The sequence below is a fragment of the Brevibacillus sp. AG genome (genome assembly GCF_028369215.1).
GTDB classification, from domain to species: domain Bacteria; phylum Bacillota; class Bacilli; order Brevibacillales; family Brevibacillaceae; genus Brevibacillus; species Brevibacillus porteri.
This window is the reverse complement of sequence record NZ_JAQMYO010000004.1, coordinates 82,718-99,076: the sequence shown is the minus strand read 5'-3', so window position 1 is coordinate 99,076 and position 16,359 is coordinate 82,718. Positions and strand designations below refer to the sequence as shown.

Here is a 16,359-nt window from a genome sequence, read left to right as displayed (position 1 = left end):
ATATGCCTTTTTGTAAGAGCAAGTTACATGCCAAAACACCAAAAAATGTATGCGCTTTCCAAAAAAGCCGCATGGCTAGTCATATTTCGCGGCCTCTTCGCTTGTCATCCCTATTAGTGTTTTTATGTAAGCGCTGTAGTGTTTTGTTTTGAAGGTGGAAAAATCAAAAAACAAAACACTGGTTACGCCAGTGTTTTGTTGTGTATAAAGAAATTCATGATAAAACAAACGTCATCTTCACTGATCGCGACCTCATACTTGTCTTCCAGCGGCAATAATTCATGTCGGATTAAGCTGTACAGCTTGCGGTTCTCCAGCAAAAAACTATCTTTTTGAATATACGCTACGGATTGCGTTCCTGCTTTCAAGCGATCAACCAGGCAACAGATGTGCAGGTAGGCCCCAATTCGCGTGTCAAAAACCAAAAAATTGTTCAGTCGCTCTTCCATACGGCCGACACACATCCTCACGTCAGCGAGAACATCTTGTCCCTCTACCATTTGCAAGTGCTCCCCCAGCGACTCTTGCATCTTCAGATAGGCCTCTTCCAGATCGATCACTTTCTGGATGTCAGCCATCGCCTCTCCGTTCAAAACATCGTCCATGCTATGGTGACGCAATTCGCGATCGAGAATGTAATTGCTCACCACGAAGAGAATTTTCCTCTCCTCCTTGATTTTTCGAAGCTGATTGCGGGCTTGTGCCTTATCGATCAGTTGCAGCGGCACAAATTCCAGCAGGTTATCATCGTACCTGAGCCTCGATTCCAGCAGCTTTTTCAAAAACAAGGCACTACCTTCCCCAGACAGGCAGGCTGCGACGATCGTCAGCGCGGGAACATGCTTTTGTACCTGCTCTTTCGGCTGCTCCTCCCGCTGGTAGAGCGAAATGCCCAAGACATCTCGGTAAACATCCTCCAGCGAATGGCCGAGCATGGCCTTTCGAGTGGCCTCAATCACATGTGGCGTGCTGACCATCGGAATGACCTTGACTGGGATGCCGATCTCCCGCTCGATGATCTCGCCAAAGCCGAGCAGCGACCCCATATCTACGAGCAACAGCAGTCCAGCCTTGCTCCCGATCTCTCTGGCTACTTTCAGTGCTTTTTCCAAAACACTCATGGAATCTTCTTCGAGCGGCAGATCGATGGCTCTCGCATATTGTGTGACTAGCAATCGGTTCGTCACATCGACCATCGCTGTCGCACCGCCGCTACCGTGCGTAATAACGAGTACCCCGATTGTTTCCCGCTCTTCCTCCATGCTGACATCGTCGAGCACGAAAAACATGGTCAAATATCCAGCCTCACCAATCGGCAGATCCATGAGTATCGCTTCTTCTATCATGCGCACGCACTCTAGCGCCACAGCAAACTCTTTCTTGTATTTGATTCGCACATGGTTGATTTGCGGATTTACGATCTGCTTGCCTTGTGCGAGGCGCTCCTTCGACGTCTGAATATGCAGCGCGAGACCAAAGATCACCTTCTGGCTCAAAATCTTCTCCAGCTTGGCCTCTGCGAAGCGAACGATCTCTTCCACGAGGTGAATGATGAACGGGTCGATAATCCGGGCCATGTCGCCCTTGTTCACGCGTTGGTGGACACCTTTGATAAAGGTCGTAAAATAATTCTCGATGTCAAACTCCAATTCTTCCTCACTCACACCGAGGTTTTGCAGTTCATATATTTTTTGCTCGATTTTTTCATAGACACTGTCCGTCGTATTCTCTGTTTCTCGCCCGATCCAGATGCCCTCTTTTGATGGCTGCACGACAAAGCAATTGTGCTCCGTCCCAATGATTTCATCTAGCTCCTGCTTGTAATCCTTCACCAAAAGCAGCCCTTGCTTGACATGATGCGGCAGGTCCTGAACCGATACGTGCAGCTGATTCTTTTTTAACGAAATGAATTCGGCATAGGCGCTGGCGCAGGTGAGCTGAATATCCGTTTTTAACTGCCCAATGTTATTCGGGCAGTGATAGCACAAGAATGCCTGCACAGCATTGGCCGATATCTGAATCTCTCTCCCCAACCGAAAAGCTTCTTCTTGAAAAATTTCCATCGTAATACTAAAACGCTCTTCCAAGCCACGCTCAACCAAAGAGGGCAGCTTGATGACCATGGGAATGCGCCTCATAAACGTTTTTAAGAGACTCGACTCCGGATTTTCTGTCGTGGCCATCACAATCTGGACGTGAGCCGTCCGCTCCATCTCTGTTTCCCCTACGCGGCGGAATATGCCCTTATCCATAAAGGTAAAAAAGATTTCCTGTCCTTCCGCTGGCAGCCGATGTACTTCATCGAGAAATAGAATGCCACCGTCTGCCTTTTCCACTAGTCCTTTGCGGTCCATCTCCGCTCCAGTGTACGCCCCTTTTTTGACTCCGAACAATTGACTGATCAAGAGCTGCGGGTTGTTGGCATAATCGGCACAGTTAAAAATCACGAAAGGAGCATGCTTATCCAGGCGTCCAATATCAACGGCAAACTCGTGAATCATCCCAGCAAACCACGATTTGCCCACACCGGTTTCTCCCAAAATCAAGCAATGCATCCCTCGCGGCGGATACAAGACGGCCGCCTTTGCCTGCTCAATACGCGTGATCAGGCTCTTGTTGGTTTTCGCCAGTCTGTCCAGCGATGTCTCCGCCAAATAGAGCGAATCGTTTTCTTGCTTGGCAAAAAACAGCGTCGGACGCCCTTCTTCCTTCTCGATTCGGCCTTCCTTCCACAAACGGTTCAAATCACTGCTCACATTCGCTCGACTCAAGCCAAGCCGATCAGCCAACTCTGAAGCGCTTACTTTTTTATCAGGACCAGCGTCTACTAACGTCTGGAATATTAAATCTAATCGTTTCACTCTATCACCCGCCGTTGAATAGATAGAAAGTCACGAAACTCACAACCAATCCTTTTCATTTCCACGAATATTTGGAAAAACCTGCTTTACTATGAATATGATGGGCATATATACATGCGATTTCGAAGACTACGGATAGCTATGTATATTCTGAATATAAACACCTGCATGCTTGTCCATCCTTTATTTTTTCCGTGTCCTTTGACTTATGTACGATATAATAGATAAATAATGTTTGACAGGAGATAGCAAATCCATGATGGTTTTCATCTTGTTTACCATATGGGCATTAGGTCTGTTCGTTCTGTTCACAGACCCGAAACGAACGTCGATCCGCTGGGCTTGTGCGACTGCCTTTGTTGGGGCTGGGGGCTTTATCTCAGGCGTGATTGACGAGACGATCATGCCCTATTTTGCAGATTACCTGGCCGCAAAGCCCGGGACCACGAACACCCTGATATTGGTGAGCCGCATCTCTTCATTTGTTTGCCAAGTGGGTTTGCCGTACACGTTTCTCATGTTTGCCGTACATTCAGCTGAATTTTTGTCTCGCAAAGTAAAGCTGACGATACAATACGCTGCTCTTCTCATGCCGCTTGGGATGCTTTGGATTACACCCATTTATCCCGAGCTGCTTTTTAACTACTGGATTATGGTGGCATGGGTAATTCCGTTTTTTCTGTTCTCCTGTACGCTGCTTATCGTGCAGTACATGCGAGAAAAAGATCCACTCGTAAAAAAGAACAGCTTTTTCACGAACGTACTCATCATCATTCCGTTGTTTTTCGTCTTTATTTTCATCTATGTCATGCGTATCCAGAACGATTACGAAGCTTGGCGCTACAACATGGTCGTGGTCACAATCCAGTTTATCCTGATCGTTGCCATTAGTTTGAAATACGGCTTCCTTGGCGTCCGTCTCCGCGTAGAAAAACGACGTCTGGACAGTACCTTGCGCGCCTTGACTTCCGGTGCACAAATCATTAACCATACGATCAAAAATGAAGTAGGCAAAATCTCGCTATATGCCGACCGTATCGAGACATATGCAGATGAAACCAACCAGCCGTCGCTAAAAGAAGACGCACTTGTCCTGATGCAATCCTCGCAGCATATGCTGGACATGATGAATCGGATTCAAAACCAGCTGCGGGACGTCGAGCTGCGCGAAGAACCATGTGACCCCGGCCAAATTATCGGGCAAGTCACACAAACTCTGACGCCCTACACCCTGAAACAACAGGTAGAAGTCGTTAGTGAATTAGACGAAACCCTTCGCTTATATGGCGATGGCGTACAACTGCGCGAAGTCATCACCAACTTGTGCATGAATGCGCTGGAAGCCATGAAGTCGGGCGGCAAGCTCCATCTTCAGCTATTTTTGTCCTACAAGCATCTCATCATCACTGTCGCGGACACAGGCACAGGCATTACCAAAGAGAACCTACCTCATGTACTCGATCCTTTTTTCTCGACAAAAAGGACGGGACAAAACTTTGGTCTTGGGCTCTCCTACTGCTACAATGTCATGCAAAAGCATCAGGGCCAACTGGAAATCTACAGTGAGCAAGGCAAAGGAACCACCGTTTTCCTGTTCTTCCCGAAAAAGCGCGTCATCACAAACGACTCTGAATAGCGAAAGGACGCTCACACATGAATCCAATCAGGGTATTTTTAGTAGAGGACGACCCGGTCTGGCGCAAAGGTCTCATTGACTTCCTGAACAAAGAACCGGATCTCACCGTAGTAGGGGAAGCCGGGTTCAAAGCAGAAGCAATCGAGCGCTTTTTGCCTGCCCAAGCGGATGTCGTCCTGATGGATATTAACTTGACCGAGAACAATCTGGACGGGATCGAGACAGCAATCGAATTCATGGCACTCCAAGCTGACAGTAAAATCATCATGCTCACCTCTCTGACAGACGAGGCAGTAATCGTGGAATCCTTCTCAGCGGGTGCCGTCAACTACATCAGCAAATCTAGCTTCAAGGAAATACCCGATGCCATCCGTGCTGCTCACAACAGCCAATCTGCCATTCACCCTACGGCAGCTGCGGCACTGCGCAACGAATTTTTGCGTTTGAAAAACGATGAAAATCAAAAGCTGTTATCTCCCGCAGAAAGGGACATCCTACAACTAATTCACCAAGGTCAGACGCAAACGCAGATTGAACAATCTCTCCACATCACGAAGCGTACGATCAAAAATCACATCAACCGAATCCTGAAAAAAATGGGCGTCAAAACAAGCAAGGAAGCGGCCGCAAAAGCCAGCCAAAAAAAGCTATTCTAGGTCTTATTACCAGGTACCAATAAATGTTGGTACTTTTTTTACATGCTCCACTCCTTACAATAAAAGCTATAAGCGAAAAGTAATTACATCATTTGTAAAGGTGTGGTCCACATGGCCCTTATTTATTCTTTCTTAAAAACGATATTGATGTTATGGTTTCGCCCTCGTGTACTTGGACTTTCCAAAATCGACTTGTCGAAGCCATCTCTTATCACTCCTAATCACGTCTCCTTGCTAGATGCGGTACTCCTATCCTTTTGCTTGCCAAAAGAAGCGACCTTTGTCGTCAATACAGAGATCGCCAAGCGGTTTGCGTTTTTCCTCCGCTTTCGCAAGCATATCGCGATCGATCCTCTCAACCCGTACTCCATCCGCCACATGCTCCGCGTCCTCCGCAACGGACAGACGCTGGTGATTTTTCCAGAAGGTCGGATTACGACGACGGGCGGCATCATGAAAATCTACAGCGGTGTCGGCTATCTCGCTCTACGTACTGGCGTACCAGTTTACCCGATCATCATTAATGGCCTGGAGCGTTCGATCTTCTCCTATTTGAAAGGAAAGCTGAAGCTCTCCTGGTTCCCGGATGTGACCATGACAGTAGGCACTCCGTTCACTATCGAGCGCGATCAAAACCTGTCGATGCGCGAACAAAAAGCCTCGGCTAATGATCGTATCCTGCGTATTCTCCAAGAAGGCTTGTTTGAGAGCCGGATGAAGCAAAACGTGAATCTGTTTGATGAAGTTCTCGAAGCAGCTCGCCTGAATGGTGCAAAAATGGAAATCGCCAAGGACTTGACGTCATCGATCGACTACAAGACCTTGTTAATCGGCAGCTACTTACTCGGCAACAAATTACAGCCGATGCTCTTGGGGAAGCCCGTTGTCGGTATATTTCTTCCCAATTCGGTAGGCCATCTCGTAACGCTGCTATCGTTGTTCCGCATCGGGACCACTCCAGCCATCCTGAACTTTTCGCTCGGCATTCGTTCCCTTTTGGATTGCTGTGAGACCGCCCATATCGATACGATCCTGACGTCGCGCGTATTCATTGAAAAAGGGAAGTTAGAGCACATCATCGCAGGTCTTTCACCGAGCATGAAAATTATTTATCTCGAGGATTTGAAAGCATCAACGACTGCTTTTGACAAAGTATCCGCACTCTTCTCTTATTTGTGGAAGAAAAAAGCTTCGGCTACTACGAACGAGCTGATCCTCTTCACTTCTGGCAGTGAGAGCAAGCCAAAAGGTGTCGTACTCACGCATACCAACCTGTACGCAAATATCCAACAGGTTACCTGTACAATCGATATTACGAGTCGCGACAAGTTTTTCAATGCGCTACCAATGTTCCACAGCTTTGGACTAACTGTAGGAACGCTTGTGCCAGTCATCAAAGGAATTCCAGTCTTTCTATATCCAAGTCCGCTGCATTACAAGGCGATTTCGGAATTGGTTTATGATCAAAACGCGACGATCCTCTTCGGAACCTCGACCTTTATGGCTGGTTACGGACGCATGGCTCATCCTTACAACTTCTACTCCTTACGCTACGTATTTGCAGGAGCAGAAAAACTAAAGGACGATGTGCGCAAGCTGTGGATGGAAAAGTTCGGTGTACGGATTTTTGAAGGCTATGGGGCAACGGAAACAGCTCCGATCCTGTCGCTCAACACCCCGCTGGCTAACAAACCAGGAACCGTCGGGCGTTTGATGCCAGGAATGTCCGCCAAGCTGGAAGCAGTAGAAGGAATCGATGCTGGCGGAGAGCTTTTAGTGAAAGGTCCGAACGTCATGAAGGGTTATATGATTCACGGAAAAGGCTTTGTTCCCGCTGAGGAATGGTACCACACAGGTGATTTGGTTACAGCTGACAAGGACGGCTTTCTCAGCATCCAATCCCGCCTGAAGCGCTTCGCTAAAATCGGCGGCGAGATGGTTTCGCTCAATCTGGTTGAAGAACTGGCTATGCAATGCTTCGGACACTCTGGTTTTGCTGCAATCAACGTGAATGATCCGCGAAAAGGTGAGCGTGTCCTGCTATTTACCACAGATGAATCGGTTCAGCTGAGCCAATTGCGCGCGTATTTGACGGAAAAACAATACTCGCCATTGCTCATACCGGGTACGATGCAAGTCATCAAGGCTCTACCACTTCTCGGAAGCGGCAAAACGGATTACGTCAGCTTGAAACAACTAGCGGAGACTGGAGGAAAATGATGTGAATATACGATTAAAACCACTACAAGCTCTGTACTTCACTCAATTTCTATCGGCCTTTGCCGACAACATGATTTTGTTTGTCATTGCGAATCTGCTGCGGGAGAACGGCTTTTCTCCCGCGATGCTTGCACTCGTATCCATTTCATTCTTTCTCCCTTACGTTTTTCTCGCGCCACTGGTTGGGTCTTTTGCCGACAAGCATGCCAAGTCAATCGTGCTGGTGATTGGCAACCTGATTAAAGCGCTTGGTGTCGTCCTGCTGTTTTTCATTGACCAGTCGAGCATCATCATGCTGATGTTGTGTTACTTCACAGTTGGAGTCGGAGCGGTCGTGTATTCTCCGGCCAAGTACGGAATTTTGCCGGAGCTGACTCGAAATGAAGATGAACTGTTTCATGCGAATGCACGCATCGAAGCCTATACGATCTTTGCGATTCTCACAGGGATCGGTGGTGGTGGAGCCATCGCAAACATGACAGCGCCGCTTATCTCCTCAGGAATTTGTCTGCTGATCTATCTGCTGTCGCTCGGTATGACTTTCTTCATTCCGCGCATGAGAGGGAATTCATCGATTCGCTATGGGGCAGAAGCACGGCGCTTTTTCATCGACTTCCAGCACCTGATGAATCGCCCAGAAACGAGCTTTGCCCTGATTGGAACCGGAGCATTCTGGATGTCCTCTGCTGTCCTGCGCGTGGCCGTACTCGCTTGGATTCCCCTCGCGCTTGGGATTAATCCGGAGAGCTTCTCTGTATCGCTGATTCTCGCAACGACATCCATCGGGATTATCGCCGGAGCTTTTCTCGCTCCCAAGCTCATTCCTTTGTCTCATTTCACTCGATCGCTGACATACGGATTCGGAATGTTTCTCATCATCGTGCTATTTCCTTGGGTGAGCGTCACTTTTATTGCCATCTGTTTACTGCTACTCGTCGGGTTCATGGGCGGCGTGTTCATTATCCCGATGAATACCGTCTTGCAGGATGAAGGCAAGCGGATGGTCGGCTCTGGAAAAACGATTGCGATTCAGAACTTCATCGAGAATCTGCTAATGGCAGTAGGCTCCGGCATTTACTACTTGATCACCTATATCGGTATCTCCATCTCTGGTGCGATTGTTGGTCAAGGATTGCTGCTGCTCGGGTTCCTGTTGTACTTGGTGAAGTATCGCAGAAGAATCGTTCGTTGACAGATTGGCGTCATAGAAAAAGAAAAAGCCGTGACTACTAGCGTCACGGCTTTCTTGCGTTCATCTCTGTTATTTTTTTTGCTGCGTTTTGGTTGGCGGTGTGACCGACTTTTCCGCAGCCTTTCTCGCTTCGTTCAGTTGATGATAAAATTCGCCTTTGGTCTTGACGGTCGCGAACTTCGCTGCATCGACTTTTACTTTTGCAGACAGTTCCGCAATTTCTTCTTTGGTTACCGCGTCCTTGATGTTGATGGAAGCGATATTGGTGTATTTGCCATCTGCTGTTTTCGGAACGCTCAGAATGCCTGCATTGATCAGCTCTACGACATCCTTGCGTTCAGGTGCAGTGGTATCCATACCTGTAATCTTCCAGTTGTTTTGTACTTTTGGCTCGTAAACGCCTTTTTTCACTTCTTTCAGGTACGCAATAGCGCGATTGCGGATCGTTCCACCTGTTTCACCAAACGCCGTATTGTCTTTGGAAGACCACAGTTGTTCGAACTTGCGTCCTTCCAACGCGCCACCTTTTGCCTGCAAAGCTTCCATCCGGTATGAGTTCATTCCGAGCTTCAAGGTATCTTCCGCTTTGATCGGAGTCTCATCGAGCTTGCGCAGGTTCGTGATGCGGCTGCCATATGGCTTCGTCAGGTCGATTTCATATTTCACGCCACCGAAGAAATCGTTGGTGCTGTATTTGGAAGCGCGGCGTTTTGGATCAAAGCTTACTGTCACGTCACCAGGGCGCGTGGAATTGAAGTAGCCCACAGCCCATTCCATATAGTCCTTCAAGTCTTTTCCGGTTACTTTGTAAACAGTGATCTCGCCACCTGCGTATTGGTAGTTGTAGGCGATATCCTTTTTCTTGATCGGACCAACATCCAGCTTGGCTTTGTCGTTGTCGATCTGGTGGGCAACCACGTCTGCTTTGCTGTAGTAGAGCATCACTTCATGGAAAAAGTCGGATAGAGGCGTCTCCTGAATTTGAACCGTCGGGATGCCCTCGATCTCGTTTTTCGGTACCAGGTTCATGCCTTTGAGCTCTGCTACGACGATGTTGGCATCTGCACGTGCGAACTCATGGAAAGGCTTGAGCTTGGTCTCCAGCTCTGCATCGGATACCGCTGGTGTGCCATCTGCGCCTTTTACAGGGAGTGCTGTCGCTTCCTTGTCAGTCAGCACGAGCTTGCCATCTTTCTTTTCAAAGGTCAGGTCAATGCGGGAGATATGAGTAGCATATTTGTCTGGCTCGGAAATCAGGACCCCGTTGATCTCTTCCTTTTTCACAAGCTTGTGCATGTGACCTGCAAAAATCGCGGTCAGTTCTGGAACGGCGTTCGCGATATCTGCTACGCCCGTACCCGGAATTCCGTTTTCATTTTCGATGCCCATGTGCATGAGACCGATCATGACGTCTACTTTGCCTTCCAACTCTTTTACAGCTTTCTTGGTTTCTTCTACCGGGTTTTTGATCACGAGCCCATCCAGATGATCGGTTCCTTTTTCGAAATCGGTAATCATCGGCGTATTCATCCCAATGATGCCGATTTTTACACCTGCGCGTTCAATGATCGTGTACGCTGGCAAGAAACGCTCGCCATTTTCTTTATAAATGTTCCCTGCCAAAACAGAGCCTTTGTATTGGCTGCTAACCTTGTCCAATACATCCAGTCCAAAATTAAATTCATGATTGCCAAAAGCCCATGCGTCATAGTTCATTTCGTTCATCGCGACCATGATAGGAGACTGCGGTTGGTCATTGAAAAGCTCTGCCGAGTTGTCTTGGATCGAATCGCCTGCGTCCAGCAACACCGTGTTCGGATTTTCTTTGCGAATCTCTTTAATCATCGTGAACAGCTGCGTCATGCTGCCATTTTGATTCGGGCCATCCAAAGCATAATCCCACGGCATGAATCGTCCGTGAATATCAGATGTACCCAGCAGTGTAATTTTGGTTGGTGTTTCTGCGGCCTTTACCGGTGCGGCGATCCCCATCATCGCACTGCCTAGCACCATGGTTGTAAGTGCTACACTTAATAAGCCCTTCGCTAGTTTTTTCATGTTTTCCCCTCTGTCTCTCTTAATCTGTCAATGCCCCTCGATAGTGTTGCTCTTATTGTCCTCCTATTCTATTATGTAAGAAAATTCTGGGTTGCTATCTAACTATAGCAGGCATATGAAAGGAAAAATAGCAAAAAAGCCGTGACGTAAATGTCACGACTTGATCGCTGCATAGTTCTGCAAACACTCCAGAAAGAGCTCCCCGTACTTCTCAAATTTCGCCTCGCCTACTCCTTTGATTTTGAGCATGGCCTGTTTGTCAGTCGGGCAAACACTGCTCATTTCCTTCAAGGTACTGTCTGGGAAAATCACGTATGGTGGTACTTTTTGTCGCGTCGAGATTTCCTTGCGCAACGCGCGCAGGTGCTCGAACAACTCGTCATCCTCTGACAGCTGAACAGGACGTATCGAGATTTTTTGCACGACGCGCTCTTCGCCCCGCAGAACAGGCAATGCCCGCTCCCCCAGCTTGACGATTGGATATTGGCTCTCCGTTACTTGCAAATATCCTTCGGCAATGAGGAGCTGGATCAAGTCTGCGATCTCTTTTTCCTTGTATTCCTTCATCAAACCGTAGGTAGGCAACTGATCGAAGGAAAACTGGGTGACCTTTTTATTCTTGGAGCCTTTCAGTACCTGCGCGACGAGTGCGGCACCGAAGCGCTCTCTCATACGTTTGACGCAGGAGAAAATCTTCTGCGCTTCAAGTGTAATATCGGACAGCTCTGTCTCATCCGTGCAGTTTCCGCAGCGCCCGCACGCGGCAGCATCTATTTCGCCGAAGTATTGCACGATGTTTTGCTGCAAGCAGCGCGGCGTCCGGCAATAGTCGATCATTGCGTACAGCTTTTTGTATTCCAACTCCTTGCGTTCGTCCAGCACTTGATTCTGCTCGATGAAAAACGTTTGCGTCTGGATATCCTGTGGCTGAAACAGTAGAATACACTCACTTGGCTCCCCATCGCGTCCCGCACGGCCTGCTTCTTGGTAATACGCCTCCAGGTTTTTCGGCATGTTGTAATGAATGACGTAGCGCACATTGGACTTGTCGATGCCCATCCCAAATGCGTTAGTCGCGACCATCGTACGGACGTCATCAAACAGGAATGCTTCCTGGTTGGCCGCACGCTCCTCCTCCGTCAGTCCTGCATGGTATTTGGTCACAGCAAAGCCACGCTTGTCCAAATCTGCATGCAAGGCGTCCACGTCTTTTCTCGTTGCCGCATAAATAATGCCAGCCTGCTGTTTATTCGCCCGTAAGTACGCCTGGATGAATTCTCGACGGTTCTCTCCCTTGCGTACAGACAAGATGAGATTGTCTCTGCCAAACCCTGTGATAAAAAGGCGCTCGTCCTTTAATTCTAGCTGTCGCTTGATGTCCTCGGTTACCTCTGGAGTCGCTGTCGCCGTCAAGGCTGCGACGATCGGGCGCTGTGGCAAGGATTGAAGAAAACGAGCAATCGCCAAATAGCTCGGACGGAAATCGTGCCCCCACTGCGAGACGCAATGCGCTTCGTCCACTGCCACAAACGAGATCGGTACATCCTGAATCAGATTTTGGAACGCTTCAGATTCCAATCGCTCTGGGGCGATATACAACAGCTTGTACTCTCCCCGCGCCGCCATACGGAGTCGATCGCGAACCTCGCTATAATCCAGTGAGCTGTTAATTTGAGTGGCGGGAATGCCCATGCTGACTAGCACGTCGACCTGATCTTTCATCAGCGAGATGAGTGGGGAGATCACGATGGTTACTCCTTCTTGGAGCATCGCTGGGACTTGATAGCAGATCGATTTCCCGCCACCTGTTGGCATGATGCCTACGGTGTCATGTCCGGCTAACAGGCTCGTGATGATTTTCTTCTGGCCTTCCCGAAATGATTCGTAGCCAAAGTACTTTCGTAAAATCTCTTGCGCTTTATCTAACAAAGAGAATCACCTTCTCTTTCGACAGGTATTTTCAATGGTTTTCTACTAATGTAAACATAGGCATTGGGACAAAACAAGGGGAAGAGTCAACATTGTGGAGGAGAAGAAAAAGCACAGTTCTCTTCGACTCTGACACGCCAGCAGGGGGATTGACTGTCCGTCTACACTTCAAAAAGGGGACCGTCGAGCCAAAGCCACCCTACGGGCGGAAGGTTCTCAAAGAAGAAGTGTTCGACAAGCGTGGTCCCCTTTTTGAAGTTCCGACTGGGTAGGCGTTGTCAAGGTCTACGAGCCCTGTGCTTTTTCTTCTCACCGGCTTTGTTGATTCATCCATACCTTTTCAAAAATAGTAAAAAAAGCACCACATGGGTGCCTTATAAGTAGACTACGAAGTTACTGAAATGATGAACCGTTTTTTCTGTATTACCCAAATGAACAAGTACACGATATATCCGATCATCCCGCCCGCTGTATTCAGGAGCAAATCATCGACATCAAACGTACCTACATTCATCACGAGTTGTGTCAGCTCCACACCGAGACTAAGCATCAGGGATAGCAGGGTGACTCTGAACAGGGACCCGGCTTTTTTCGGAAACAGGAGTGGCAGCAGGAAGCCTAGCGGCATGAAGGCGATCACGTTGCCTACGAAGTTCACCGCACTATGCCAGCTTTGGTAATTTCGAATCAATCTGACATAGTTTTCGATTTCATGAAATGGCACCAAATTACTTCGGTAGCGTAACCGCTCCACAATCACAGACGGATCGCGCCAAATGATTTTCCACTGATCTACTAGCAAGCTACTATCCAAACTGCCGAATTTAAACAGCAGTATCTTCACGACGAGAAACAAGTAAAGGGCAAACACTGCATAACCAGCAATAGCAAGCAGCTCTGTCGGTCTCTCCATTTTTTGCACGTTATCCATTGTCAAACCCTCTCTCCATCAGTTTTTTTGTCTCTGTAAAACGAGTGGCATCTTCTTCAGCGCCCATCACGACGGAAATGAGCCGCTTGTCCCCCCGCTTCGCTGTAGCCGTGAAGCAATACCCCGCAGCATTGGTATAACTCGTTTTGAGCCCATCTAGCCCTGCGATACTCCAATCAGCGTTTTTCCCATCGAGCATGAGGTTTGTATGGGATGGCTCGACCGTCCATTTGACAATATCGGGGAAGTCGTTGAGCAAGTGGTACGCGAGCATTCCTACATCGCGAGCCGTCATTTCATTTTGCCCATTTCCAGTATCCAATCCAGTCGCATTCACAAACGAGGAGGACCGCAGATTCAGCTCGGCTGCCTTCAAATTCATTTGTTCCGCAAAAGCAGATGTGCTGCCTGCCAAATACTCGCCGATTGCCACCGCTGCATTGTTTGCAGAGCCAATCGCCATCGCTTCATACAAGTCTTTTATCGGATAGGCTTCTCCTGCGACAAGATGGACCCGTGCTCCCCCAGTCGCAGCCGCATTCTCCGATACGACGATCTCGTCGTCCCAATCGACTCGCTCTTCCTTAATGGCTTCGAGGAGCATATATTCGGTCATCATTTTTGACATGCTTGCTACCGGGTAAGGCGTATCCGCATTTTGTGCGTACATGATTTCTCCTGACTGGCTATCCAACAGAATCGCTGCCTGTGCATCGACCTTCTCGTATGTTTTTTCCGTTAGCGTAATAGGTCCTTGGAATTTCCAATCTGCTTCTACTGCATCTGAATCGCGCAAAAGCGTCAACCCGACGAATATGGTCAGCATGAGCAAAGCCCATGTTGTTTTCCTCATAAAAAAAGCCCTCCTACACCTGCAAAAACAAAGGCTGTAACCTTCATGCAGTCAGGATAGACTTTTGGATTAAAATAAACGGAAACGAAAGGTAAAGAAAAAGTAAAGCTTTTCTCAAAGGCTTGAAATTGTATGTGGGAGCCAAACCGTGAAGGTCGTCCATTCCTTTGTGCTTTCGACGGAAATACTGCCTTGGTGCAGGTCGATGATGCTTTTAGCGATAGCGAGACCGAGACCCGAGCCTCCTGTCTCTTTCGAACGTGAGCCCTCCACCCGAAAAAAGCGTTCAAACAAGCACGGCACATATTCAGCCGGGATCGGCGCTCCGTTATTGGCGACAGAAATCGCGATACCATCTCCTTGCTGGAAGACGCGAATGACAATTTCCGTACCATCGCGTCCATATTTCACGGCGTTGGAAATAAGGTTTTCCAGAACCCGAACGAGCTTGTCGGTATCTCCTGCCATTTCAATTTTTTGATCAGGCGTATCTACGACTAAACGCAGCCCTGCCTCATTCGCTACGAGTCGAAAGCCTACCGATACTTGCTCAACCAGCTCTACCAAGTCAAACTCCGTTCGGTTTAAATACGCCCCGCGATTGCGGACCTTCGTATACTCAAACAGATCATTGACGAGCACGTTCATCTGCTTGGCCTTCTCGTAGGCGATATGGGCGTAATGCTTGAGCTTCTCTTCGTCCTTGTATTTGTTCTGCTCAATCAGCCCCAGGTAGCCAATGATGGAGGTCAACGGCGTTCGCAGATCATGGGAAACGTTGGTGATCAGCTCATCCTTCGATTGTTCCAGCCGCCGCTCCTCCTCCATCGCATCCAAGGCGCTTTTAACCAGAGCATGGATGCTATCGACGACTTGGCCCAAGCTGCCGTTCGGACGAAGGGAAATCTGGTGATGATAATTGCCTTTTGCAATGAAATGCAGCTCGTTTATGATTTGCTCCATCTGCTTTTGTTCCAGGTACTTGCGGATACGAACGACAGACCACGCCACAAACATACCCGTCGCCAGCAAAATGATCGGGATTTTGAAGGAGTTGATATCGAAATTGATCCGCAATTTCCAGATGAACTCTCTGATTTGCGGGATGGTGTACAAATAGTTGTTGGCAAAAAAATCAGCCATCTGAAAAACAGCGTAGATGATCAAGAGGCCAAGTAGCAAATCGAACAGGATGCGGATAAAATCCTTGGCTCTAAGCTTCAATTTTATAGCCGACCCCCCAGACCGTCTGTATCACCTTCTCGCCATTTGTCGCCTTCTCCAGCTTTTCCCGCAGGTTGCTGATGTGAACCATTACCGTCTTGTAGGAAACGAAATTCTCCATTTTCCAGCAGCGGTCAAAAATTTCTTCCGAACTGAATACTCGATTCGGATGACTTGCCAGAAGATGCAGGACGGAAAATTCCAATGCCGTCAGCTTGATCGGGGTGCCTTCTTTTGTCTGAACGAAGTGACTTTGCCTGTCGATAATTAACGGCCCCACCTCAATCACATGATCCTGTTTGCTTGCCTGCGTGTAGTTCGACCGTCGGAGGAGAGACTTGACCCTCGCAATCATTTCCAGCGGATTAAACGGCTTCGCCACATAATCGTCTGCACCCGTCATCAAGCCCAGGATTTTGTCCATATCATTCGTTTTGGCACTCGCCATCAGAATGGGAATGGTCGAGTTTTTTCGTATTCGCTTGGTAACTTCCAGCCCATCCAGATTGGGCATCATCACATCCAGAATGACGAGATCGATGGGCTTCTGCTCCAGTCTCTCCATCGCTTCCAGACCGTCAAAAGCCTTTTCGATCTCATATCCTTCGTTGCTCAAATAGATCGCCATCAGCTCTACAATCTCTTTGTCGTCATCTACAATCAAAATCCTCACGGACAAACACCTCCGAACTCGTGCATGGTAGATATAGATAGCATCACTATAACAAGAATTGTTAAAGAAAAGGTAAAGCCAAGTGATTGTTCTCTAACATTATCGCCATTCCGTTCACGAGACCAA

General features: G+C 48.2%; 11 protein-coding genes. 4 read left to right on the top strand and 7 right to left on the bottom strand.

The features are described 5' to 3' along the window. Positions 1-182: 182 nt before the first annotated feature. Positions 183-2,861 (bottom strand): sigma-54-dependent transcriptional regulator, encoded by a 2,679-nt coding sequence (locus POF51_RS11830; RefSeq protein ID WP_271755404.1) that lies wholly within the window; start codon positions 2,859-2,861, stop codon positions 183-185. Positions 2,862-3,117: 256 nt separating this feature from the next. Here POF51_RS11830 and POF51_RS11825 point away from each other — a divergent pair, with 256 nt between their 5' ends. The 4 genes from POF51_RS11825 to lplT all read left to right on the top strand — a co-directional run bounded on the left by POF51_RS11825 (position 3,118) and on the right by lplT (position 8,565). After that, the gene (locus POF51_RS11825; RefSeq protein ID WP_017252567.1) at positions 3,118-4,497 is read left to right on the top strand and encodes a HAMP domain-containing sensor histidine kinase; all 1,380 of its coding nucleotides are present in this window, start codon (positions 3,118-3,120) and stop codon (positions 4,495-4,497) included. 17 nt (positions 4,498-4,514) lie between these two features. After that, positions 4,515-5,153, top strand: coding sequence for a response regulator (locus POF51_RS11820; RefSeq protein ID WP_069849829.1), 639 nt, complete (start codon positions 4,515-4,517; stop codon positions 5,151-5,153). A gap of 111 nt (positions 5,154-5,264) precedes the next feature. Further along, positions 5,265-7,373 (top strand): AMP-binding protein, encoded by a 2,109-nt coding sequence (locus POF51_RS11815; protein WP_069849830.1) that lies wholly within the window; start codon positions 5,265-5,267, stop codon positions 7,371-7,373. A gap of 1 nt (position 7,374) precedes the next feature. Next, the gene (gene lplT / locus POF51_RS11810) at positions 7,375-8,565 is read left to right on the top strand and encodes a lysophospholipid transporter LplT (RefSeq protein ID WP_271755403.1); all 1,191 of its coding nucleotides are present in this window, start codon (positions 7,375-7,377) and stop codon (positions 8,563-8,565) included. Positions 8,566-8,634: 69 nt separating this feature from the next. On the opposite strand, the gene POF51_RS11805 is transcribed toward lplT, so the two are convergent. The 6 genes from POF51_RS11805 to POF51_RS11780 form a co-directional block, all read right to left on the bottom strand. After that, complete coding sequence (locus tag POF51_RS11805) at positions 8,635-10,578, bottom strand: bifunctional metallophosphatase/5'-nucleotidase (RefSeq protein ID WP_412678987.1); 1,944 nt, start codon at positions 10,576-10,578, stop codon at positions 8,635-8,637. 198 nt (positions 10,579-10,776) lie between these two features. After that, complete coding sequence (gene recQ, locus POF51_RS11800; RefSeq protein ID WP_069849837.1) at positions 10,777-12,552, bottom strand: DNA helicase RecQ; 1,776 nt, start codon at positions 12,550-12,552, stop codon at positions 10,777-10,779. Between the two features lie 385 nt (positions 12,553-12,937). Then, entirely contained in the window at positions 12,938-13,483 is a 546-nt protein-coding gene (locus POF51_RS11795; protein WP_069849838.1) for a VanZ family protein, read from the bottom strand. Next, entirely contained in the window at positions 13,476-14,336 is an 861-nt protein-coding gene (locus POF51_RS11790; RefSeq protein ID WP_069849841.1) for a D-alanyl-D-alanine carboxypeptidase family protein, read from the bottom strand. The genes POF51_RS11795 and POF51_RS11790 overlap by 8 nt, the downstream gene beginning before the upstream one ends. A gap of 114 nt (positions 14,337-14,450) precedes the next feature. Next, positions 14,451-15,560, bottom strand: a complete 1,110-nt coding sequence (locus POF51_RS11785) for a sensor histidine kinase (protein WP_083261687.1) — start codon at positions 15,558-15,560, stop codon at positions 14,451-14,453. Then, positions 15,550-16,239, bottom strand: a complete 690-nt coding sequence (locus tag POF51_RS11780; RefSeq protein ID WP_211434902.1) for a response regulator transcription factor — start codon at positions 16,237-16,239, stop codon at positions 15,550-15,552. The genes POF51_RS11785 and POF51_RS11780 overlap by 11 nt, the downstream gene beginning before the upstream one ends. Positions 16,240-16,359: the final 120 nt, after the last annotated feature.

Coding starts and splice junctions, on each gene's coding strand:
- POF51_RS11825 (WP_017252567.1), top strand. CDS start 3,118: ATGATGGTTTTCATCTTGTTTACCATATGGGCATTAGGTCTGTTCGTT.
- POF51_RS11820 (WP_069849829.1), top strand. CDS start 4,515: ATGAATCCAATCAGGGTATTTTTAGTAGAGGACGACCCGGTCTGGCGC.
- POF51_RS11815 (WP_069849830.1), top strand. CDS start 5,265: ATGGCCCTTATTTATTCTTTCTTAAAAACGATATTGATGTTATGGTTT.
- POF51_RS11805 (WP_412678987.1), bottom strand. CDS start 10,578: ATGGTGCTAGGCAGTGCGATGATGGGGATCGCCGCACCGGTAAAGGCC.
- POF51_RS11795 (WP_069849838.1), bottom strand. CDS start 13,483: ATGGATAACGTGCAAAAAATGGAGAGACCGACAGAGCTGCTTGCTATT.
- POF51_RS11790 (WP_069849841.1), bottom strand. CDS start 14,336: ATGAGGAAAACAACATGGGCTTTGCTCATGCTGACCATATTCGTCGGG.